The following is a 21,540-nucleotide window of genomic DNA, read 5'->3' as shown; positions in this document are numbered from 1 at the left end:
CCGCTCGCAACAAGGGCATCCTGACTGTTGGCGTCGTCACGAAGCCGTTCCATTTCGAAGGCGCGCGTCGCATGCGGCTCGCTGAGCAGGGCATCGAGGAGTTGCAGAAGTCGGTCGACACACTGATCGTCATCCCGAACCAGAACCTGTTCCGTATCGCCAACGACAAGACCACGTTTGCCGACGCCTTCGCGATGGCAGACCAGGTTCTCTACTCGGGCGTTGCCTGCATCACCGACCTGATGGTCAAGGAAGGCCTGATCAACCTCGACTTCGCCGACGTCCGTTCGGTTATGCGCGAAATGGGCCGAGCAATGATGGGCACCGGCGAGGCTTCCGGCCAGGGCCGTGCCATGCAGGCTGCAGAAGCTGCGATCGCCAACCCGCTGCTCGACGAAACCTCGATGAAGGGCGCGCAGGGCCTGCTGATCTCGATCACCGGTGGTCGTGACATGACGCTCTTCGAAGTCGACGAAGCTGCGACCCGCATTCGCGAAGAAGTCGATCCGGATGCCAACATCATCCTCGGCGCGACCTTCGACGAAGCGCTGGAAGGCATCATCCGCGTCTCCGTCGTTGCCACCGGCATCGACCGTGCGGCACTCGCAAGCAAGGGCTTCGAAGCAGCCCCGCTGGCAAAGCCGGTTATGCGTCCTTCCGCGGCCGTTGCTTCGGCGCCGGCCGCATATCAGCCTGCAATGACGCAGGCCCCCAAGACCGTTGTTGATCCGGTCGCAGAAACCATCCGTTCGGCAGAAGCTGAAATGGAACGGGAACTTGAAATCGCAATCGCTCGTCAGGCTATCTCCCAGCCGCAGGCTGCTGCCGAATCGGAATTCCGTCCGGCCAGCCGCCTGTTCGGTGCTCCGGCACAAGACGTTGCTCCTGCCCCGGCGCCACGCATGGCCGAACCGATGATGGCTCCGGCTCCTGTCGTTTCGCAGCCGGCTCCGGTCGCGCATGCTCCGGTCTATCATGCTCCCGTTGCTCCGGCACCGATGCAGGCGGATCAGATGGCTGCTGCCCCGCGCATGGCTCCGGAACCGGCACGCATGCCGAAGGTCGAAGACTTCCCGCCGGTTCTGCGGGCTGAAATCGACCATCGCTCGCAGACCGCTGCTCCGGCTGCCCAGGACGAACGTGGCCCGATGGGTCTGTTGAAGCGGATCACCAATTCGCTCGGCCGCCATCAGGACGAAGAGCCGGTTGTCGGCGACATGACCGGCTCGGCGCCTGCCGCGCCGCAGCAGCGTCGTCCGCTTTCGGCTGAAGCCAGCCTCTACGCTCCGCGTCGCGGCCAGCTCGACGATCAGGGCCGCACGACACCTGCGACCCGCACGTCGAACGAAGACGACCAGCTGGAAATCCCGGCCTTCCTACGCCGCCAGACTAACTGATCAGCGCTTCTGATCGCTTACGGAACCCGGGCCAAAAGCCCGGGTTTTTTGCTTTTGGAAATGGCAGTATGCGTGTGGCTTTTCTCGTGCTTTTTCAATCCGGTAGTTTCGTTACAGTCGGAAAGAAACAGTGATTTGGCTTGGGGCAGCTACCTCCGTATGTATGGATGCGAAACAGGGCTCATCGAGTCCTCGGAAAATACCAATTGGTGCATGAAGCTTTCTTTTGGAGGCAAGCGCCAAGTTAGATAAGGCATTCGGAATGGCAATTGCTTTGCTCGGATTTCAGACGACGATCGCGTCTCCGCTCTCTGTCACGGGTATTGGTGTGCATTCCGGTCGCGAAGTCACGATCACCCTGCAGCCGGCGGAAGCCGGTACTGGTATCGTGTTCAGCCGTCAGCATGATGACGGCTCGACCAGTGAATACCGTGCCGTCTCGGCCCATGTCGGCAATACCGATCTCTGCACCGTTCTGGGTACGTCCGCGACCCGTTCGATCGCAACGATCGAGCATGTGATGGCGGCGCTGTATGCGTTCGGTCTCGACAACCTCATCGTCGAAGTCGATGGCGCCGAGATGCCGATCATGGACGGAAGCTCGGAGGTTTTCATCGATGCCATCGAACAGGTTGGAATCACCAATCTGGGCGTGAAGCGCCGCTATATCCGTGTGACCAAGCCGGTTCGCATCGAGGCGGGGGCTTCCTGGGCGGAGTTTCATCCTTACGATGGCACACGCTTCGAAGTGGAAATCGATTTCGACAGCAAGCTGATCGGCCGCCAGAAATGGCAGGGTGACCTGACGGCTTCAACCTTCAAGACCGAGCTTTCTCGCGCTCGCACCTTCGGCTTCATGCGTGACGTCGAACGCCTTTGGGCCGCAGGTTTTGCACTGGGCTCGTCGCTGGAAAATTCCGTTGTGATTTCGGACGATGATACCGTGATCAATGTCGAAGGCCTTCGCTACGAAGACGAGTTCGTTCGTCACAAGACGCTGGACGCTGTTGGCGACCTGGCGCTGGCCGGTGCCCAGTTCATCGGCTGCTACCGCTCTTATCGTGGGGGCCACAAGCTGAACGCAAATGCGCTGAAGGCACTGCTGAGCGATGCTTCGGCTTACGAAGTGGTCGAGGCGCCGTCGCGCAGCCTGCAGGCGCGTGCACGCGAATTCGTGCCGGTCCAGGCGCTCGAATTCGCGCCATGGACCGCGTAAGCGTCCTGTTCGAGATTCTAAAGTCGTTTGAATGATTTGGGCGCCGGTTCCGCTTCATGTGGGCTGGCGCCTTTGCTTTTCCGGCCGGAACCGGTCGAATTGGAACTTTCTTCGGTCGCCGCCACAAAATTGCGCTAAATCGCCATCACTGCGTTGCTCTCATACGTCTTTTGTGGCTAGAAACGCCATCTGAAAGCGACGACTTTTTAGGCGGCGCTGCAATCGGGATCTTTCGGAATGAGTCAAGTAGGATCGGTCGTTGTGAAGAAAGCCGCGCGTGTCGCCAGCCTTTGCGTGATGATGTCGCTGGCAGGCGTGCTCGCCAGTTGCCAATCAGATCCTGACATCGACATCTCCAAACTGGCCACGGAAACCGATCCGCCGGACGTTCTCTACAATCAGGGCCTCGCCAATATCAAGGCGGGCAATATGAGCGAAGCGGCGCGCAAGTTCGACGCTGTCGATGCCCAGCACCCGTTCTCCGAGTGGTCGCGCAAGGCGCTGGTGATGAGCACCTTCACCAAGTACCGCCTCGGCCGCTACGGCGATTCCATCGCCAGCGGCAACCGCTACATGAGCCTGTATCCGAAGTCTGAGGATTCCGCTTACGTGCAGTATCTGGTCGGTCTTTCCAACTGGAAGCAGATCGCCAACGTGACGCAGGACCAGAAGGCTTCGCAAAAGACCATTGAGGCGATGCAGCGCGTGGTCGATCAATATCCCGATTCGGAATATGTCGACGACGCACAGGCGAAGATCCGTTTTGCCCGCGACCAGCTCGCCGGTCGTGAAATGCAGGTCGGACGCTACTATCTGGAACGCAAGGAATATCTCGCTGCCGTGTCGCGCTTCCGTGTGGTGGTCGAAGAATTCTCCAATACGAACCAGATCGAGGAAGCGCTCGCGCGTCTCGTGGAAGCCTATTTCGCCATGGGCATCGTGCAGGAAGCGCAGACCGCTGCGGCCGTTCTCGGACATAACTATCCAGACAGCCAGTGGTATGCCGACTCCTACAAGCTGCTGCAGAGCGGCGGTGTCGAGCCGCGCGAAAACGAGGGTTCGTGGATCGCACGCGCCGGTCGCAAATTCCTGACCGGTAGCTGAGAACCATTTCCTGTTGCCACCGTCCGTCAAGTGAGATCTTGAGCCCATGCTGGTCCAGTTGTCGATCCGCGATATCGTTCTGATCGAGCGGCTGGATCTTGCCTTCGAGGCAGGGCTGTCGGTGCTGACCGGTGAAACGGGCGCAGGCAAATCGATCCTTCTCGATAGCCTGTCGCTCGCTCTTGGCGGGCGCGGCGACGGTTCGCTTGTCCGCCACGGCGAAGACAAGGGGCAGGTCACAGCCGTTTTTGATGTGGACGGCAGCCATGCCGCCCGGACGCTGCTGCGGGGCAATGGTGTCGATGATGACGGTGACCTGATTTTCCGCCGTATTCAGTCTGCCGATGGCCGTACACGCGCCTTCATCAACGATCAGGCCGTCAGCGTGCAGTTGATGCGCCAGGCCGGCCAGTTGCTGGTAGAGATCCATGGCCAGCACGACGACCGCGCCCTGATCGACACCGACGCACACCGCATGCTGCTTGACGCTTTTGCTGGCCTCTCCGACGAGGCGGTGACGCTGGGCGAGAGCTATCGCCGCTGGCGTGATGCTGAACGCAGCTTCAAGACGCACAAGGCCAAGGTCGAGGCAGCCGCGCGCGAGGCGGATTACCTGCGTGCCTCGGTCGAGGAACTGGAAGCCCTGTCGCCGCAGGATGGCGAAGAGGAAGAGCTTGCCGAGCGCCGGTCCCGGATGCAGAAATCCGAGCGTATCGCCGGCGACATTTCCGAAGCTTCAGAGTTTCTCAACGGCAATGCATCTCCGGTTCCGCATATCGCTTCGCTGATGCGCAAGCTCGAGCGCAAGAGCCACGAGGCGCCGGGGCTGCTGGAAGAGACGGTGCAATTGCTCGGTTCGGCGCTCGACACGCTTTCGAGCGCGCAAATGGAAGTGGAGGCAGCACTTCGGCGAACCGAATTCGATCCGCGCGAACTGGAGCGCGTCGAAGAACGCCTGTTTGCGTTGCGCGCAGCCGGCCGCAAATATTCGGTGGCGGTGACTGGTCTGCCGGCTCTCGCTGAAAAGATGGTGACCGACCTTGCCGATCTCGATGCTGGCGAGGAGCGCCTGGGGCAGCTTGAGGCCGCGGTGACGGAGGCCCGGGCGCATTACGATCACCTGGCCGTCCAGCTTTCAGCCAAGCGCCACAATGCCGCGAGCGCGCTTGGCGACACGGTGATGCAGGAATTGCCGGCCCTGAAGCTGGAGCGGGCCAAGTTCATGGTCGAAGTGACCAGCGATCCGGAGGCCGCCACGGCCGAGGGTATCGATACCGTCGAGTTCCACGTGCAGACCAATCCCGGCACAAGGCCGGGTCCAATCATGAAGGTTGCTTCCGGCGGCGAATTGTCCCGTTTCCTGCTGGCGCTGAAAGTCGCGCTGGCGGATCGTGGATCGGCACCGACGCTGGTCTTCGATGAAATCGATACAGGTGTCGGTGGTGCGGTGGCCGACGCCATCGGCCAGCGGCTGAAACGGCTGTCGGGCAGGGTTCAGGTGTTGTCCGTCACCCATGCACCGCAGGTGGCGGCGCGTGCGGCGACGCATTTCCTGATCTCCAAGGGACCGGCGGGCGATGCTGGTGACAAGATTGCGACGCGTGTTGCGATCATGGAGCCCGACCATCGCAAGGAAGAAATCGCCCGAATGCTGGCTGGCGCATCGATCACCGACGAGGCGCGGGCTGCGGCGGCGAAGCTTCTGGCCGGCGAGGCATGAGGCATACCTCTGCGCCCGGCGATTGCCATTGCATTCGACTGTGAAAGCTGTTTCGCTCCGGCAACCATGTTTGACCTTCTGATCAGCTACTGGCCCCATGTGCTTGCCACACTGTCGATCGTTTTCGGCACCGTGGCCGCCGTGCATGCCACCATGACCAAGCGTGAGGTTCGCTCCGCGGTGGGGTGGGTTGGCGTTATCGTGCTGTCGCCGCTGGTCGGGGCGATGATCTATGCCGTGGCCGGCATCAATCGTATCCGGCGGGCATCGCTGATCTCGCGCCGGGCACTCCGGCTCGATGAACTCTGGCGCAGCATCTCGTCCTATGGGGTGAGCCGGGAGGTGATCGCCGCACAGTTCGGTTCCGAGATGGCGTCGCTGAAGACGCTGGGTGACCGGGTGGCGCGTCATCCGCTGTCCTCCGGCAATCGTGTCAACCTGCTTGGCACGGGCGAGGAGACCTATTCGGCCATCTGCGATGCCATTGCCTCCGCCGAGCGCAGCGTCATTCTGGAAACCTATATCTTCGATCGCGATGTGATTGGCCTCATGGTTGCCGATTGCCTGATCGCTGCCCACAAGCGCGGCGTGGCAGTGCGCGTGCTGATCGATGCGGTCGGTGCCCGCTACAGCGTGCCAAGCATTATCGGTTATCTGCAGGATGCGGGCGTGCCGGTTGCTGCCTTCAACGGCAAGGTCATCATGGGACTTCGGCTGCCCTATGCGAACCTCAGGACACACCGCAAGATCGTGGTTGCCGATGGCAAGACTGCCTTTATCGGCGGCATGAACATTCGCGCCGGGTTTACCGGGCCGGATGGTGCCCGTGACACGCATTTCAGGGTCAGCGGCCCGATCGTCGCCGATATCCTGGCTGTTGCTGCCGAAGACTGGCACTTCGAAACCAGGGAAGTCCTGAAGGGACCGGAATGGCGATTGGGACTGGATGGTGCGGTCGCCGGTGATCCATCATATGCGCGGCTGATCGTATCAGGCCCGGATACGCATCTGGAGACCAATCACAAGATGCTGATCGGCGCCTTTTCGGTGGCACAGCATTCGATCCGCATCATGTCGCCCTATTTCCTGCCCGATGCCGTGCTCATTTCGGCGCTGGCGACGGCGGCTCGCCGGGGCGTGCAGGTCGATATCGTCGTTCCGTCACGCAACAATCTGGCGATTGTCAGTCATGCGATGACGGCGCAATTCGATCAGGTTCTCAGGGATGGCTGCCGCGTTCTGCGGGCCGCCGGCCCCTTCGATCACTCCAAGCTTGCTGTCATTGACGGCCGGTGGGTGTTTGTCGGCTCGTCCAATCTCGATTCGCGCTCGCTTCGGTTGAATTTCGAGATCGACATGGAAATCTTCGACACGGACGTGGCCAGCGAGATTGAAAGCCGGATTGCAGCGGCGATGGAAGATGCGGAGGAGGTCATTCTCGATGAACTTCGCGCCCGGCCATTCGCGATACGGCTTTTTGAACGTTTCCTCTGGCTTGGTTCGCCCTATCTGTAGTGGCGACAGGCTGTCCTGACTGTGAATGAGCCGGATGGTGGAATGAAAAAGACGAACGGCAGTCTCGCGCGCACGATGATCTCGTCGATCCGCAATCGGCGCCAGCGACCGTTTGGTCCTGCGATGCGCGAGGCTGAAGACGGCATGATCACCGTCGCCTCCTACAATGTCCACAAATGCGTCGGAACCGATGGGCGCTTCGATCCGGAACGGGTGATCGACGTGATCCGGGAAATCGAGCCGGATGTGATCGCGCTGCAGGAGGCCGATCAGCGCTTCGGCGACCGCTCCGGGCTTCTCGACCTGACGCGGCTTCGGCTCGACACCGGCTTGCTGGCGGTACCTGTGGTCGGCGGGCCAAAATCGCACGGCTGGCGGGGCAATGTGCTGTTGTTTCGCCAGGGCATGGTGCGTGACGTGCATCAGATTGCCCTGCCGGGGCTTGAGCCGCGTGGCGCGCTGGTTGCCGAAATCGATATCGAGGGGCATGCCGGTCTGAGGGTGATTGCGGCGCATCTCGGACTGTTGCGCTGGGCGCGCCGCCAGCAGGCGGATGTGATCCTCGATCTCCTGCAGGCACGCGAGGAGCGGCCGACACTGCTGATGGGCGATTTCAACGAATGGCGTCTGGGGCCGGGCTCGGCGTTGACCCGGCTGGAGCCGATCTTCGGGCCCTTGCCGCCGCCGATCCCGAGTTTCCCGGCGCGGCTGCCGGTGCTGTCGCTCGACCGGATCATGGCAAACCGTACCGATCTGATTTCCGACATGACCGTGCATGACACGCCCCTGGCGCGGCTCGCTTCCGACCATCTGCCGCTGACGGCAAGGGTCAGGCTGCATCGGGTTGAGGATTAGTCGAAGCGAGCCTTTTCAACCTGTCAGATTCGGGGGTAAGACCGGCAGGTGATTTTTCGGAGGGCGCCATGGCCGTTGAACTGACCGCAGTCGAGGATCTGACAGAGGAGCAGGCTCAGGCCGAATTGGCACGGCTTTCCACCGCGATCGCCCATCATGATGCGCTGTATCACGGCAAGGACAAGCCGGAGATTTCCGATGCCGACTATGATGCGCTGAAACGGCGCAATGATGCGATCGAAGCGCAGTTTCCGCAGCTCGTTCGCACCGACAGCCCGTCGCAGCGGGTGGGCGCAGCGCCTGCCGGCATCTTTGCCCAGGTTGTTCATGCACGCCCCATGCTGTCGCTCGACAACACGTTTTCCGATGACGACGTCGCCGATTTCGTCGCGTCGGTCTATCGGTTCCTCGGCATGCTGCCGGACAATTCGATTGCCTTTACCGCCGAGCCCAAGATCGACGGTCTCTCCATGTCGCTGCGCTACGAGAACCGCAAGCTGGTCACGGCTGCGACCCGTGGAGACGGGACAACCGGCGAAAACGTCACGGCCAACATCCGCACCATCAAGGAGATCCCGACCGAGCTTCCGGCGGATGCACCCGACGTGGTCGAGGTGCGCGGCGAGGTCTACATGGCCAAGAGCGCGTTTCTGGCGCTCAACGCCCAGATGGAGGCCGAAGGCAAGCAAACTTACGTCAACCCGCGCAACACGGCATCGGGCTCGCTCCGCCAGCTTGACCCCAAGGTGACGGCGAGCCGCAACCTGAAATTCTTTGCCTATGCCTGGGGCGAAATCACCACCATGCCGGCCGATACCCAATGGGGCATGGTCGAGACCTTCAAGACATGGGGATTCCCGGTCAATCCTCTGACCCGTCGCCTGAGCTCTGTCGATGACATCATCGCGCATTACCGCGACATTGGCCTGCAGCGCGCCGATCTCGACTATGACATCGACGGCGTCGTCTACAAGGTCGATCGGCTCGATCTGCAGGGCCGGCTGGGGTTTCGCTCACGCAGCCCGCGCTGGGCGACCGCACACAAGTTTCCGGCCGAACAGGCCTTTACCACGGTGCAGGCGATCGACATCCAGGTCGGGCGCACCGGGGCGCTGACGCCGGTGGCGCGGCTTGAGCCGATTACCGTCGGCGGCGTCGTGGTCACCAATGCGACGCTGCACAATGCCGACTATATCGAAGGCATCGGCAATGGCGGCGAGCGCATCCGCCCGGACGGCCATGATATACGCATTGGTGATACAGTCATCGTTCAACGTGCGGGCGACGTGATCCCGCAGGTGCTGGACGTGGTGCTGGAAAAGCGTCCGGCGGTATCGGAGAAATACGCATTTCCGGCAAGATGCCCCGTCTGCGGCAGCCATGCCGTGCGCGAGAGAAACGAGAAAACCGGCAAGCTCGATTCTGTCACGCGCTGTACCGGCGGCTTCGTCTGCCGGGCACAGGCGGTCGAGCACATCAAGCATTTCGTTTCGCGCAACGCCTTCGATATAGAGGGTCTGGGGACGAAGCAGGTCGATTTCTTCTTTGAGGCCGAAGATCCATCGCTTTCAATTCGCACGGCACCCGATATCTTTACCCTGAAGAGGCGCCAGGAAAGTTCTCTGCTGACCAAGCTTGAGAATATCGAGGGCTTTGGTCGCGTCAGCGTGCGCAAGCTGTTCGATGCAATCGATGCGCGGCGCGAGATTGCCCTGCAGCGCTTCATCTTCGCACTTGGCATTCGTCATGTCGGCGAGACCACCGCCAAGCTGCTGGCGCGCTCCTATGGTTCCTACGCTGCCTTCGCCGAGGCGATGCAGGCGGCGGCTCCGAGACATGGCGAAGCCTGGAACGAACTGAACAGCATCGATGGCATTGGCGAGGTGGTTGCGGCCTCGATTGTCGAGTTCTTCAAGGAGCCGCGTAATCTGGAAGTTGTCCAGCGGCTGCTGGACGAGGTAACGCCGCTCGATGCGGAAGCACAGGTTGCGACCGACAGCGCTGTCGCCGGCAAGACAGTCGTGTTCACCGGCTCTCTGGAGCGTTTTACCCGTGATGAAGCCAAGGCGCGCGCCGAGGGACTGGGTGCCAAAGTTGCCGGCTCCGTCTCGAAAAAGACCGACTATGTCGTGGCTGGTCCCGGCGCGGGGTCCAAGCTCGACAAGGCCCGAGAACTGGGTGTTGCGGTGATGACGGAAGACGAATGGCTCGAACTCATCGGCGGCTGAAAGCGGTTTGGAGAGGCTGATGGAGACGGCCCGGAAGGGGCAAAATACCTCTTCGTCTAGTGAAAAAGGATAAGTTGAATTACCCCCTGAAATAGCGGTCAATCAGGCCTGAGAACGAGGGAAATGGCGCGCCGCGGTAGGTTGCGCCGCCCTTTCTCGTTTGCTCTATCCTCGATTGCATCACGGCGGGTCATGCGGCTTATTCTGATCAATGATGTCTCTGTGATTTTGGGTGGCGCCACCAAGGTGGCGATGCAATGTGTGGAGGCCGGCCTCTCGGCCGGGCTCGATTGCACGGTGCTGGTCGGTGACGACGGCGAGGGCGTGCGCCGCAATTTTCCGGCGGCAAAGGTCGAGGCACTGGGCGAAACACCTTTGCGCGACGGGGTTCGCCTGCGTGACGTGGTGGATCGGAATTTCAATCGGCAGGCCTATGCTGCGCTTGACCGGCTCCTGGGTGCCAGCGCGGAAAAGACGGTCGTGCATGTGCATGGCTGGTCGCAGATCCTGTCGCCTTCGATCTTTCACGCGCTGGCCAAACATGGTGCGCGGGTCATCGTCACGGCCCATGATTTTTTCCTGACCTGTCCGAATGGCGGCTATCTGAATTTCAACACTGGCGAAGTCTGTGAACAGCAGCCGATGTCGTTCGGCTGCCTTGCCAGCAATTGCGACAAGCGGAACTATCTGCACAAGCTCTGGCGGGTCAGCCGCATGCTGACCCAGACCTCTGCCGGCAAGGACTTCTGGGGGCGGGTCGAGGTCATCCTGGCGCATGAGAATATGGAGCTGCACCTGACGGGTGGCGCGCTCCAGCATTTCCAGACGCTGAGGACGCCTTGCAAACCCCTGACGGCCGGACCGGTCAGGGCCTGGGAAAACAGCCGCGCTCTTTTCCTCGGTCGCATGACCTGGGAGAAGGGCGTGCGAACGCTTGCCGAAGCGCTGAACAGCACCGGCCGGGCCGCGACGCTGATCGGGCGCGGGCCCTTGCTTCAGGAAATGCAGGCAGCCCTGCCGCACTGCTACGTGCCCGGCTGGCTCGAAGACAGCGAAGTCAACCGGATGGCGGCGGAGGCACGTTTCTTCATCATGCCTTCGCGCATGCCCGAGCCCTACGGCCTCGTGGCGGCCGAGGCGGTGATGAGCGGCATTCCCGTGATCGCAAGCAGCAATGCGCTGATCGCCGAGGAAGTCTCCCGCAATGGTGCAGGGCTTGTGTTCGAGAGCGGCAATGCAGCTTCGCTCGCCGAGAAGATCGCGCTGATGGACAATGACGCACTCGTGCGCAACTTGAGTGAGGGCGCTTACGAATACGGCAAACGCATTGCGCCGTCGAACGACGAATGGCGCCAGCGGATCGTCGATATCTACAGAGGCAATTCGAGTTTGTCCGTGCACTGAGAGAGGGATGTCATGACAAGGGCTTTGGTGACCGGTGGGGCCGGATTTGTCGGACGTCATCTCTGCGCGCGTCTCTTGTCAGAGGGGCTCGATGTCGTCTGCGTCGACAGTGTTGTCCATGGGACCGGTGGCCTTCTTCCCGAACACTGGCCGGTTCCGCCGAAGGGTCGGTTTACCTTCGTGTCGTCCGATTGCCGCGACTATTTTGCCCGGACTAACGAACGTTTCGACTATGTCTACCACCTTGCTGCGGTTGTCGGGGGGCGGATCATGATGGAGACGCAAGCGCTTAGCGTGGCCGAGGACCTTGCGGTTGATGCATTGATGTGGAAATGGGCGGCGGCCACGCGCCCGGGCTGCGTCGTCTTCTTCAGTTCGAGTGCCGCCTATTCGATCGGCCACCAGAGGGCGATCGGGCATACCTTGTTGAGAGAGGAGATGATCTCGTTCCAGGAAGGCCTCGGTGTTCCTGATCTCAGCTATGGTTGGGCGAAGCTGACCGGCGAGTTTTTGATGAAGCTCTATGTCGAGCGTTATGGCGGGCGAGCGGTGGCCTATCGGCCGTTCAGCGGTTACGGAGAGGATCAGGATCTGGCCTATCCCTTTCCGGCGATCTGCCAGCGTCTGATGGCCGAGATGGGCAGAGACGAGGTTTTCGTCTGGGGATCCGGACGGCAATGCCGCGATTTTATCCATATTTCCGATTGTGTGGATTTCGTCTGGCGCACCGTGGACAGGTTGCCAACGGGCGCGAGCCTTAACCTTTCGACCGGTATTGCAACCTCGTTCATTACACTTGCCGAGGAGGTCGCCAGGCAAATCGGATGGGACCCGAAGGTCTCCGGCCTGTCCGACAAGCCTGAAGGCGTATTCTATCGTTGCGGCGATACCCGAATGCAGGCTGACTATGGGTTGGCGCCGTCGATCGAACTTTCTGACGGTATTGGCCGGATGCTTGAGCAATTGCGGTTTAAGGCAGGGCGTGCCGCCTGATCCAGGATGGTGCCGATATCATGGTTCATTGAAGCCGACAGCCCGGATATTGAGGTCGCGGCCGGCTGGATCCTGAGTGAAGATCAATGCGCCATGCGCAATGGAGCGTGCCGCAACATAGTCGAATATGACTGCGGCCTCTTCAACGAAGCGACCGCGATCGGTCACGGTACCGCGCACTTCGACGGCCGCTGCGGTGGCTTCGCCGCTGTTGCTCAGGTCGAACAGCACCCGCCAACCGGCGCCCGTTTTTTCGATCGATGCAATGTCGACGCGCAACTCGGCAGGGGTGTCTGTCCCATTGACGGCCTCATAGCTCACCCAACCGATGATGGCGAGGATGAGAAGCGAGGAGACCGCACCGGTCAGCCACTCTATCCAGTGTGGTTTAAGGCGCTCGGTATTCGGGGGCTTGCCTTTTCTTGCCACCTTTTTGCTCTCCAAACTGGTCATTGGCGATCTTCCTACAAAATGAGCCGTGCGGCAGCCGCACCGATGGCTGCCGGTAAGCCCAGGACGATGACGATCAGAACAATCTGCGTCACGCCCGTGTCGTCCAGCCGCTCGAAGGTCCACAAGGTGAAAAGGCTGATGGCCAATGCCACGAGATAGCCGGGCAGAGTGAAGCGGATGAAGGCATGCCAGCCGGGCACGCCGCTTTCAAGCCGGTGGCCACCGCGAAAGGACAGGGCATAGACGAAGCCGTGCATCATGCCGATGGAGATGGCGATCAGTGCAAGTGTATGCCAGGGCGTCATCTTGTATGCGAGAAGGATCATCTCTTCCGTGGGCGCCAGATTGAGCGACAGAAACAGCGCGCCGACGGCCATCATCGAGAGTTCGACGACATAGCTGCTGCCTTCAGATGAGTGGTCGGTCTCGTCGGCGTCTTTTTCCTCGTCCTCGTCCTCATGATCGGCGCCCATGCCTAGCTGGCTTCGTGCGAGCAGGGCGCCGATGCTCGCCGGCACCGCCTGTATCGCGACCATGCCGACCCATTGCCGTGGCGGCATGTCTGTGGTGATGACCCCGAGGACCAGCAGGAGGGCAGCGCTTGCCGCGATGCCCATGCCGAAGGCAACCAGCGCATCGCGGATGGTGCTGCTCCAGCAATTGGTGTGCTCGAAGCCGATCCGGTGCGACAGAAAGACAAGCAAGGGGATGTTGATGATCAAGAGCAGGAGCAGTCGCACGCGCTCCATGTAGAAACCGAGGCTCCACATCTCCATGGTCATCAGCATAGGCAGCGCAAACAGCAGGGCGCCAGCCAGGCCACGGGCAAGCCCTGTCAGGAAATCGTGGATATCCGTGGAGGTCTTGTGTCGAGCGCTGTTGGCGGCCATGTGAAATTGTTCCCCTTCGCGCACTCAATGCGCAGGGGGCGGGGCTTGTTCCATCAGTGACGGAGCCCGTGCCTCGGAGAGGCGGGATGGGGCATAGACTGCCCCATCGATCACTCAGACCTTGGGCTTGAAGGTCTTCTTTTTCGGACCGGCCGACGGGCCGCGATCGTCGAACTTCGGCTTGCCGGCATATGCGGGCTTGTCGCCCTTCGGCTTGCCGGCCCAATCGGACTTGGCCGGCTTGTCCCAGGCGTTAGACGCGCTCTTCGGCTTCTTCTTGAAATCGGGCTTGGCCCCGGTCGAATCGTCACGCCTGGGCCGTGCCGGTGCGTCGCCCCAGACGTCGGCGTCGGCGCGCGCCATGTCGTCCTTGTAAGGCTTGCGTTCGGCAGTTTCGCTCTTTGCCGCATACGGCTTCTTGTCACCGTAGGGCTTTTTGTTGCCATAGGGCTTCTTGTCGGCGAAGGGCTTCTTGTCGCCATAGGACTGGCGTTCGCCTTCTTCGCGCGGCGGACGGGCTGCGCGTTCCTTCGGCGGTGCCGAGAAGTCCGGCACGCCGGGCAGCTGGGTCACTGTGATGCCGCGCTCGAGGGCCTTGTTGGGGCCGAGCGCCGTGAGGAACTGCTCGAGATTGCTCTTGGCAATTTCAACGAAGGTCTCTTCCGGCTGCATCTTGATCGCGCCGATTTCATTCTTGGTGATGTTGCCGTTGCGGCAGATCATTGGAATCAGCCAGCGCGGCTCGGCGCTCTGGCGACGCCCAACCGACAGCGAGAACCAGACGCTCGGGCCGAATTCGCTGCGCGGACGCAGTTCTGTCGGGCGTTGCTCGAAGGTTTCGCCTTCGCGACGCTTGCGTTCTGCCTGGAGGGCGACGGGGATCAGATCTTCTGGAGCCGAGCGATTGCCGCGCTGCAGCCGCAGGAAGGCGGCTGCAACCTGTTCGGCGCCATGCTGGGCCAGAAGCGTTGCGATAAAGGGGGCTTCATCCTCGTTGATCGCTTGTGCCAGAGCCGGATCGGCAAGCAGGCGCTCGTCGTCGCGGGCCAGCACCTCGTCGGCGGATGGCGGCAGGGCCCAGGTCGGCTGGACGCTGGCGCCGGCGAGCAGGCGCTCGGCCTTGCGGCGGGCGCTGACCGGCACGATCAGGGCGGAAACGCCCTTGTTGCCGGCGCGGCCGGTACGGCCCGAACGGTGCAGCAGGGTTTCCGAATTGTTCGGCAGGTCGGCATGGATGACGAGTTCGAGGCCGGGCAGGTCGATACCGCGGGCGGCGACGTCGGTCGCGATGCAGACGCGGGCACGGCCATCACGCATGGCCTGAAGGGCGTGCGTACGCTCGTTCTGCGACAGTTCGCCAGACAGAGCGACGACTGAGAAGCCACGATTGTGCAGACGCGCGGTCAGATGATTGACAGCGGCGCGGGTCGAGCAGAAGACGATGGTGTTGCGAGCCTCGTAGAAACGCAGGACGTTGATGATGGCGTTCTCTCGGTCCGGATTGGCAACTGTCAGCGCGCGGTATTCGATGTCGACGTGCTGCTTCTTTTCGGAAACGGTCTCGATACGCTTTGCATTGCGCTGGAAATTCTTGGCAAGGTCGGCGATCGAGCGCGGAACCGTTGCCGAGAACATCAGGGTGCGGCGTTCGTCCGGCGAGGCTTCTAGGATGAATTCGAGATCTTCGCGGAATCCGAGGTCGAGCATTTCATCGGCTTCGTCGAGAACGACGGCGCGCAGTTCGGACAGATCAAGCGCGCGGCGGGTGATGTGGTCGCGCAGTCGGCCCGGCGTGCCGACGACGATATGGGCGCCACGTTCGAGCGCACGGCGCTCGTTGCGTACATCCATGCCGCCGACGCATGAGGCGATGACCGCACCGGTCTTCTCGTAGAGCCATTCCAGTTCGCGCATGACCTGCATGGCCAGCTCGCGTGTCGGTGCGATGCAAAGCGCCAACGGGGCTGCCGCGCGGCCGAAGCGGTTCTCGGTTCCGAGCAGCGTCGGGGCAAGCGCGAGGCCGAAGGCAACCGTCTTGCCGGAACCTGTCTGGGCGGAGACGAGTGCGTCCTGGCTTTCGAGATCGGGGTCGATCATCGCCTGCTGCACGGGGGTCAGCGTGTCATAGCCACGTTGGCGCAATGCCTCGGCGATCGCCGGGACGATGCCGTCAAAATCAGTCATCGGGGTCAACTTTCGAAATTGGTGTCTCTTGCGGGCCAAAGCACCGCGCCCGCCGATTGCGGGTATGTTGGCGCCGTTCCTACTCGTCTCGGCCCGGAAAGTATAGGGGGCTGCGTGCAAAAGGCCGCATATGGTGAAGGCGGGGCAACCAAAACGCTGCCCCGCCTGCCGCGCCCGGGGTCATCAGACCCGTGCAGCGTCAGGTTTTTATCCTGGCCATTGCATAGGCGTCGACATATCTGCCCGCGCGCAATGCATATGCGCGATGGGAGCCCTCACGTTCGAAGCCGAAGCTTTCATAGAGAGCAATCGCCGGGACATTGTCGGTGAAGACAGTCAGTTCAAGCCGTCTGATGTCCATCCAGTCGAAGGCATTGGCAACAAGTTCGCCGAGCAGAGCCCGGCCGATGCCGCGGCCCTGATAGACATCATGCACCGCCATACCGATCTCGCCGACATGGCTGCGGCGACCGGGCAGGCGTGTCAAACCGGCATTGCCGACGAGCCGTCCTTCCAGGATCGCAACCAGGGCCACGGTGTTGGCAGGCTGATTCTCGATATGCTTGCGGATATCCGCGATACGCGGATAGGGCGGACGCAACGTACCGGCGCGGACGCCAGGCATGCTCTGCAGCTCGGCAATTCCGTTTGCATCGTCAGGCGATTGCGCCCGAATCGAGAGATCGACCGGCCATCGGGCATCACGCGCGACAGGGCTCTTGTCGGCCCGCATGATCGGGCCCGCTGTCGGATTTATAGGTGGCTCTTGCTGCATCGCTGCTCTCCTTCAAATTTGCGGGGAGCAGGGACTTTTCGAACCCTGCTCATCCCGGCAGGGTTCGTGGGGTGATCGATACGCCGTCTAGCCGCGCAACGAAACATCCACGTTCCCTGAAGGAACGGTGGTGAGCATCATCACGAGATGGGTCGAGCGGTTAGCGATCATGCGGTTACTGTGCGTTGTCGGCGGGTCTTCGTCAATCCGGGTTTGCGTCACTTGCGGTCTCGGTTATGACAAGGTGAACTGCCGTTGAGAAGAGTCGCATCCGTTGAAGACCATCGCCATCGATTTCGAGACCGCCAACGAGGAACGCGGCAGTGCCTGCTCCGTGGGGCTTGCCTGGATCGAGGATGGCCGGATCGTGCGGGTGGAAGAGCGTCTGATCAGGCCGAGGAGCATGCGGTTCTCGCTGTTCAATGTCGCGATCCATGGAATTCGCGCCGAGCATGTCGAAGATGCCGGTGAGTTTCCCGAGGTGATGGACGAGTTCGCCGAGGATTTTGCCGGGGCGACGATGATCGCACACAATGCGGCGTTTGATTTTTCGGTCTGGCGGGCATCGCTTGATGGCTATCGCATGGCGTATCCGACCTTATCCTACCTGTGCAGCGTGAAGATGGCACAACGCGTCTGGCCGCATCTGCCGTCGCACAAGCTAAACATTCTCGCCGATCATCTGGGCATGCGGTTTGTCCACCACAATGCCGCGGAAGACGCTGTGGTCTGCGCCCAGGCATCCATCGTCATGGCAGAACAGAAGGGTGCTGCACGGATCCTTGATCTGGCTGCGATGATCGGGCTGACGCCCGGACGCCTGCATGCAGCGGGCTATCAGGCCTGTTCGGTGCGCAAGGTTTCGGCACGCGCCTTGTAACGGGGCGGATCTGCCTTAAGTCTCTGCAGAGATGATAGTGGAGATAGCTCGATGACAATTGCAAAGACCATTCGAAACCTCGCCGGTGCCGCAGCTCTGGCGCTGTTGCCCGTTGCGGCCAGCGCGGAAGTGGTCGGCGAAGTCGGGGTCGACTGGGTGGGCAATGACATCATTGTCGAGGCGGTCAGCGATCCCGGCGTCAAGGGCGTGACCTGCCATGTCACCTATTTCGACCGTTCGATCATCGATCGTCTGTCGAAGGGCAACTGGTTCGAGGATCCCTCCAATAATTCAATCGCCTGCCGGCAGACCGGCCCGATCGAGATCGGCGATATCGATTTGTCGAAGGAGGGTGAGGAAGTATTTCGCGAGGGCCTGTCGATCATCTGGAAGTCGCTGGTGGTCAACCGGATCTATGACAAGCAGAATGACACGCTGATCTATCTCATTCATTCGCGCCAAGTTGTCGACGGCTCGGCAAAGATGGCGATCTCGACTGTGCCGCTGTTCAATCAGCCGGTGACATGGACCAAGGGTAAGCCAAACTGATCGACCGTTTTAGGGTGCATCGGCGCATATACAGGCCGGTGTGACGAAGGTCACTTTTGCTTTGAGGTGCACTTTGCCACGTACATGACGGGCTGGACCGGGCGGCGTGATCCCCAATATCGCCGTCCAAAGTGGTTCGGTCGTGTCCAAGGCCGGGCAAGGATCTGTTCACCGGGCCTGCGCCAAACGGACAGCGCCCTGAAGCCTTTGGGCTCCAGGGCGCTTATGATCCGATATCCGACAATTACTTGACGTAGACAACCTTGCCGCCATTGGCCGCGGTTTCGATGTGAACCACGTTCTCCAGCTGCACGTTCTTTGCTGTCAGAGCAGCGGCGAGATTGGCATCGCCTTCGATCATGCTGCGTGTTTCGGCAAGCGCGGTTTCGCTCTTGGACAGCGCTTCGATCTCGGCAAACTTGGCGCTATTGTTCTCGCCTTCCAGGCTGCTCATCATCACAACGGAGACATTGTCATCCATGGCCGTCGAGTTGGTGGTCGTCGTGGTGTCCACCATCGGCTTGGTGGCAGTCTGCGCCAGTGCCACACCAGAAAGCGAAGCGGCGGTCATGGCACCTGCAAGTGCGATCCTAAATACAGAATTCATGATCTTTCTCCTTGGTTTCCTTACAGAAACTTCCGTTTTTTCTTTTGGAAGTGATTGTAGAACTCCCCGGAGATCGACATGTTCCGATTAAAATGGAAGCATCACGCACCCGGCACGAAGCGGGCCCAACGTCGGCTGCGTCTGCCGACGCAAAAAATCGCAACCTGCTTTCGCCAATTGCGTCATCACGTTCTGGATGGGGCGGGCCCCGCCGTGGCGGGGCCTTGTCCCTGGGAAGAGAGGTTCGGCTTATGCGGCCTGGGCAAGCTCGTCGGCGATGACCGTGTCGAGATTGAGGAAGCAGACCATCGACTTTTCCAGCGCAACGATACCGCGGCAGAATGCGCGCTGCTCTTCCGGAATGATTTCCGGAGCCGGCTGAAGGTCTTCGCCACGAATGGTCATCATGTCGGAAACCTGTTCGACCAGAAGGCCGACCAGCTTGCCGGCGATATCGGTGACGATGATTGCCGCGCGCTCCGACGGTTCGGTCATGTTCATGCCCAGGCGGCAGGCCATGTCGATAACCGGGATCACGGCGCCGCGAAGGTTGATCAGGCCGAGAACGTAAGGCGGAGTATGCGGCATCGGCGTCACCGGTGCCCAGCCACGGATTTCGCGGATGGCCATGATGTCGATGCAGAATTCCTGCTCGGCCAGATGGAAGGATACGATTTCCAGATAAGCGCCAGACTGCTTGATTGCGTTAGACATGTTAGAACTCTTCCCAGTGCTCTGCTACTGCGGCGTTGCTTGAGGACGCCGGAGTCGTTCGGTTGAATGTTCCTGCAACCTTTTCGATCAAGGCCTTTGCAGGAGATGGTCTCGGTTTGGAGGCGACCTGGGCCGGCTCCGGGCGGTAAGCGGCGACCGGCTGGTCGCTACCCACCTGGAATTGTCCAACGAGGCGCGACAGGTTTTCCGCGTCGCCCGCCAGGGTATGGCTTGCAGCATTGGTCTGTTCTACCATGGCTGCATTCTGCTGGGTAACCTGGTCCATCTGGCCCACGGCAGAATTGATTTCACTCAGTCCAACCGATTGTTCACGTGCGCTGGTAACGATTGCCTTAACGTGCTCATTAATTCTGAGAACGTCTTCGCCAATGCGGTGCAGTGCATCGCCGGTTGCGGTCACCAATTCGACGCCGGTTTTGACTTCTTCAGACGAACGCCCGACCAGGGATTTGATGTCGCGGGCGGCTTCGGCAGCGCGCCCGGCCAATGCCCGAACTTCCTGCGCCACGACTGCAAAGCCCTTGCCGGCATCCCCCGCACGAGCGGCCTCGACGCCTGCGTTCAGCGCTAACAGATTGGTCTGGAACGCTATTTCGTCGATGACGTTGATGATCTTTCCGATCTCGCCCGTTGCATCCTCGATGCGTTCCATCGCGGCCATCGCGTCGTTGACCACAAGACCAGACTTCTCGGTGAAGTCCCTGGCGTCATCGACCATATGGCTTGCTTCCTCGGCGCGATGGGTCGCGCTCTGGACGGTTGCCGTAATTTCGGAAAGGGCGGCCGAGGTTTCCTCAAGGGAGGCCGCCTGCTGTTCGGTACGGCGTGCGAGGTCGTCGGCGGCACTGCGCATCTGTTGGCCGTTGGCGCGAATCGAACTGCTGTTGGCGGCAATCTCGCCCATGACGGTGCGCAGGTGCAGTGTGACCTGGTTGAAGTCATTGCGCAAACGTTCCAGATCAGCCGGGAAGGGACCCCTGATCTCGGCGCAGAGGTCGCCCTCAGACAGCTGCATCAGCCCGCCGCCGAGTGCATCGACAGCCAGCTTCAATGCACGGGTGTCGGCCTCCATCGCGGCGGTACGGCTTTCGCGCTCGGCTTCGTTCTGTCGGTTGGTGTCACGGGTAGAGGTTTCAAGATCGCGCTTTTCGATTGCGGCCCTGCGGAATATGTCGGTCGAACGGGCCATGCCGCCAATTTCGTCCTGGCGGTCGGTGCCTTCGACCTCGCTATCGTAATCGCCGTCGACAATGCGCTGCATGCTCGCCCGGACGCTGCGAATGCCGTTGGCGATGGAATTGCCGTGGATCAACTGCAGCAGCACCACGAGGACGAAAGCGATGCCGCCGAGGCTGAGCTGGACAGACAGGGCGCTGCGGCTGCGGGCTGTCGCTTCGCCGACCCGCTCTTCGACTTCCTTGCCGCCAAGTGTGGCAATCTTGCTGAGGACATTTCCGAGCCGCTCACCGGCACCGTCGATCGCATCGTCGATGGCGGCATAGTCTTCTTCTGCAGCACCATTCTCGACCAGGCGCTTCAAATCGATCTGGATCGCACCAGCGACGGCCTTCAGGTCGTCGTCGTAAGTTGCAACCTCGGAGGCTGCTCCGGCCTCGTTCGCAATCGATTTGAGCGTGGACGAGCCCGCGGCCAAAAGATTGACAGCTGTGTCGATGATTGCGATGCGCTCTGGCTGGATAGCCCCTTCCGAGCGGTCGATGATCGTGTCCATGGCCGCCAATACCAGATTGGCGTTGGCGAGTTGCATCTCGTTGACACGTTCAACGTCGGCCTTCATCTGAACGGCGCGCCGGAGGGCGCTGTCCAGCCCGGCGTTCTGATACCAGCCGACGCCGAGCATCGAACCGATACCAACCACCGCTGCGACACCGAGTGTCATGAGCCGCTGGCGAACCGACAGGCTTTGTCCTGAAATGAAATTTAGCATTTGTCTCCCCAAGCGCGTGTTCCGCTGGCGTGTGCCAGCCGGAAGCATGTCATGCGAAGACCAGGGAGGCGGTTTGGCGGCCTGGCG

18 protein-coding genes are annotated in these 21,540 nt (G+C 61.1%); 11 read left to right on the top strand and 7 right to left on the bottom strand.

Going from position 1 to position 21,540, the window contains the following annotated elements; genetic code table 11:
• The 9 genes from PDO_RS12645 to PDO_RS12605 all read left to right on the top strand — a co-directional run.
• Nucleotides 1-1,397: cell division protein FtsZ (locus PDO_RS12645; protein ID WP_007602108.1), on the top strand; the 1,397-nt coding region annotated here is incomplete at its 5' end.
• A 262-nt stretch (nt 1,398-1,659) separates the two neighbouring features.
• On the top strand, nt 1,660-2,613 hold the full coding sequence (gene lpxC / locus PDO_RS12640) for a UDP-3-O-acyl-N-acetylglucosamine deacetylase (protein WP_007602107.1): 954 nt from the start codon (nt 1,660-1,662) through the stop codon (nt 2,611-2,613).
• Between the two features lie 297 nt (nt 2,614-2,910).
• On the top strand, nt 2,911-3,717 hold the full coding sequence (locus PDO_RS12635; protein WP_458574651.1) for an outer membrane protein assembly factor BamD: 807 nt from the start codon (nt 2,911-2,913) through the stop codon (nt 3,715-3,717).
• A gap of 46 nt (nt 3,718-3,763) precedes the next feature.
• The gene (gene recN / locus PDO_RS12630; RefSeq protein WP_007602103.1) at nt 3,764-5,437 is read left to right on the top strand and encodes a DNA repair protein RecN; all 1,674 of its coding nucleotides are present in this window, start codon (nt 3,764-3,766) and stop codon (nt 5,435-5,437) included.
• Between the two features lie 66 nt (nt 5,438-5,503).
• A complete protein-coding gene (locus tag PDO_RS12625) occupies nt 5,504-6,952 on the top strand; it encodes a phospholipase D-like domain-containing protein (protein WP_007602101.1) in 1,449 nt (482 codons plus the stop codon).
• Nucleotides 6,953-6,994: 42 nt separating this feature from the next.
• Nucleotides 6,995-7,807, top strand: coding sequence for an endonuclease/exonuclease/phosphatase family protein (locus tag PDO_RS12620; protein ID WP_007602099.1), 813 nt, complete (start codon nt 6,995-6,997; stop codon nt 7,805-7,807).
• Nucleotides 7,808-7,875: 68 nt separating this feature from the next.
• Nucleotides 7,876-10,035: an NAD-dependent DNA ligase LigA gene (gene ligA, locus PDO_RS12615; RefSeq protein WP_007602096.1), complete on the top strand. Its 2,160-nt coding sequence runs from the start codon at nt 7,876-7,878 to the stop codon at nt 10,033-10,035.
• Nucleotides 10,036-10,227: 192 nt separating this feature from the next.
• Nucleotides 10,228-11,439 (top strand): glycosyltransferase family 4 protein, encoded by a 1,212-nt coding sequence (locus tag PDO_RS12610; protein WP_037073800.1) that lies wholly within the window; start codon nt 10,228-10,230, stop codon nt 11,437-11,439.
• Nucleotides 11,440-11,451: 12 nt separating this feature from the next.
• Nucleotides 11,452-12,432 (top strand): NAD-dependent epimerase/dehydratase family protein, encoded by a 981-nt coding sequence (locus PDO_RS12605; RefSeq protein ID WP_007602091.1) that lies wholly within the window; start codon nt 11,452-11,454, stop codon nt 12,430-12,432.
• A gap of 18 nt (nt 12,433-12,450) precedes the next feature.
• Here the strand turns inward: PDO_RS12605 and PDO_RS12600 are convergent, their stop codons facing one another.
• From PDO_RS12600 to PDO_RS12585, 4 genes are all read right to left on the bottom strand, one after another.
• Complete coding sequence (locus PDO_RS12600) at nt 12,451-12,885, bottom strand: TIGR02588 family protein (protein ID WP_007602089.1); 435 nt, start codon at nt 12,883-12,885, stop codon at nt 12,451-12,453.
• Nucleotides 12,886-12,896: 11 nt separating this feature from the next.
• Nucleotides 12,897-13,775 (bottom strand): TIGR02587 family membrane protein, encoded by an 879-nt coding sequence (locus tag PDO_RS12595; protein ID WP_007602087.1) that lies wholly within the window; start codon nt 13,773-13,775, stop codon nt 12,897-12,899.
• 114 nt (nt 13,776-13,889) lie between these two features.
• Nucleotides 13,890-15,959, bottom strand: coding sequence for a DEAD/DEAH box helicase (locus PDO_RS12590; RefSeq protein WP_007602085.1), 2,070 nt, complete (start codon nt 15,957-15,959; stop codon nt 13,890-13,892).
• Between the two features lie 199 nt (nt 15,960-16,158).
• Nucleotides 16,159-16,734, bottom strand: coding sequence for a GNAT family N-acetyltransferase (locus tag PDO_RS12585; protein WP_007602082.1), 576 nt, complete (start codon nt 16,732-16,734; stop codon nt 16,159-16,161).
• Nucleotides 16,735-17,008: 274 nt separating this feature from the next.
• On the opposite strand from PDO_RS12585, the gene PDO_RS12580 reads away from it, so the two are divergent.
• Both PDO_RS12580 and PDO_RS12575 read left to right on the top strand, forming a co-directional pair.
• Entirely contained in the window at nt 17,009-17,614 is a 606-nt protein-coding gene (locus PDO_RS12580) for a 3'-5' exonuclease (RefSeq protein WP_007602080.1), read from the top strand.
• A gap of 51 nt (nt 17,615-17,665) precedes the next feature.
• A complete protein-coding gene (locus PDO_RS12575) occupies nt 17,666-18,163 on the top strand; it encodes a CreA family protein (protein WP_007602078.1) in 498 nt (165 codons plus the stop codon).
• Nucleotides 18,164-18,407: 244 nt separating this feature from the next.
• Here the strand turns inward: PDO_RS12575 and PDO_RS12570 are convergent, their stop codons facing one another.
• The 3 genes from PDO_RS12570 to PDO_RS12560 form a co-directional block, all read right to left on the bottom strand.
• Nucleotides 18,408-18,770, bottom strand: a complete 363-nt coding sequence (locus PDO_RS12570; RefSeq protein ID WP_007602077.1) for a hypothetical protein — start codon at nt 18,768-18,770, stop codon at nt 18,408-18,410.
• A 249-nt stretch (nt 18,771-19,019) separates the two neighbouring features.
• Nucleotides 19,020-19,484 (bottom strand): chemotaxis protein CheW, encoded by a 465-nt coding sequence (locus tag PDO_RS12565; RefSeq protein WP_007602076.1) that lies wholly within the window; start codon nt 19,482-19,484, stop codon nt 19,020-19,022.
• A gap of 1 nt (nt 19,485) precedes the next feature.
• On the bottom strand, nt 19,486-21,453 hold the full coding sequence (locus PDO_RS12560; RefSeq protein ID WP_007602075.1) for a methyl-accepting chemotaxis protein: 1,968 nt from the start codon (nt 21,451-21,453) through the stop codon (nt 19,486-19,488).
• Nucleotides 21,454-21,540 lie beyond the last annotated feature (87 nt).

The organism is Rhizobium sp. PDO1-076, assembly GCF_000247475.1.
In the GTDB taxonomy this organism is placed as follows: domain Bacteria; phylum Pseudomonadota; class Alphaproteobacteria; order Rhizobiales; family Rhizobiaceae; genus Allorhizobium.
This window is presented reverse-complemented; position numbering and strand designations above follow the sequence as displayed.

Excerpts from the sequence above, each read along its gene's own strand:
- lpxC (WP_007602107.1), top strand. The coding sequence starts at position 1,660 with ATGGCAATTGCTTTGCTCGGATTTCAGACGACGATCGCGTCTCCGCTC.
- PDO_RS12635 (WP_458574651.1), top strand. The coding sequence starts at position 2,911 with ATGATGTCGCTGGCAGGCGTGCTCGCCAGTTGCCAATCAGATCCTGAC.
- recN (WP_007602103.1), top strand. The coding sequence starts at position 3,764 with ATGCTGGTCCAGTTGTCGATCCGCGATATCGTTCTGATCGAGCGGCTG.
- PDO_RS12625 (WP_007602101.1), top strand. The coding sequence starts at position 5,504 with ATGTTTGACCTTCTGATCAGCTACTGGCCCCATGTGCTTGCCACACTG.
- PDO_RS12620 (WP_007602099.1), top strand. The coding sequence starts at position 6,995 with ATGAAAAAGACGAACGGCAGTCTCGCGCGCACGATGATCTCGTCGATC.
- ligA (WP_007602096.1), top strand. The coding sequence starts at position 7,876 with ATGGCCGTTGAACTGACCGCAGTCGAGGATCTGACAGAGGAGCAGGCT.
- PDO_RS12610 (WP_037073800.1), top strand. The coding sequence starts at position 10,228 with ATGCGGCTTATTCTGATCAATGATGTCTCTGTGATTTTGGGTGGCGCC.
- PDO_RS12605 (WP_007602091.1), top strand. The coding sequence starts at position 11,452 with ATGACAAGGGCTTTGGTGACCGGTGGGGCCGGATTTGTCGGACGTCAT.
- PDO_RS12600 (WP_007602089.1), bottom strand. The coding sequence starts at position 12,885 with ATGACCAGTTTGGAGAGCAAAAAGGTGGCAAGAAAAGGCAAGCCCCCG.
- PDO_RS12595 (WP_007602087.1), bottom strand. The coding sequence starts at position 13,775 with ATGGCCGCCAACAGCGCTCGACACAAGACCTCCACGGATATCCACGAT.
- PDO_RS12590 (WP_007602085.1), bottom strand. The coding sequence starts at position 15,959 with ATGACTGATTTTGACGGCATCGTCCCGGCGATCGCCGAGGCATTGCGC.
- PDO_RS12585 (WP_007602082.1), bottom strand. The coding sequence starts at position 16,734 with ATGCAGCAAGAGCCACCTATAAATCCGACAGCGGGCCCGATCATGCGG.
- PDO_RS12575 (WP_007602078.1), top strand. The coding sequence starts at position 17,666 with ATGACAATTGCAAAGACCATTCGAAACCTCGCCGGTGCCGCAGCTCTG.
- PDO_RS12570 (WP_007602077.1), bottom strand. The coding sequence starts at position 18,770 with ATGAATTCTGTATTTAGGATCGCACTTGCAGGTGCCATGACCGCCGCT.
- PDO_RS12565 (WP_007602076.1), bottom strand. The coding sequence starts at position 19,484 with ATGTCTAACGCAATCAAGCAGTCTGGCGCTTATCTGGAAATCGTATCC.
- PDO_RS12560 (WP_007602075.1), bottom strand. The coding sequence starts at position 21,453 with ATGCTAAATTTCATTTCAGGACAAAGCCTGTCGGTTCGCCAGCGGCTC.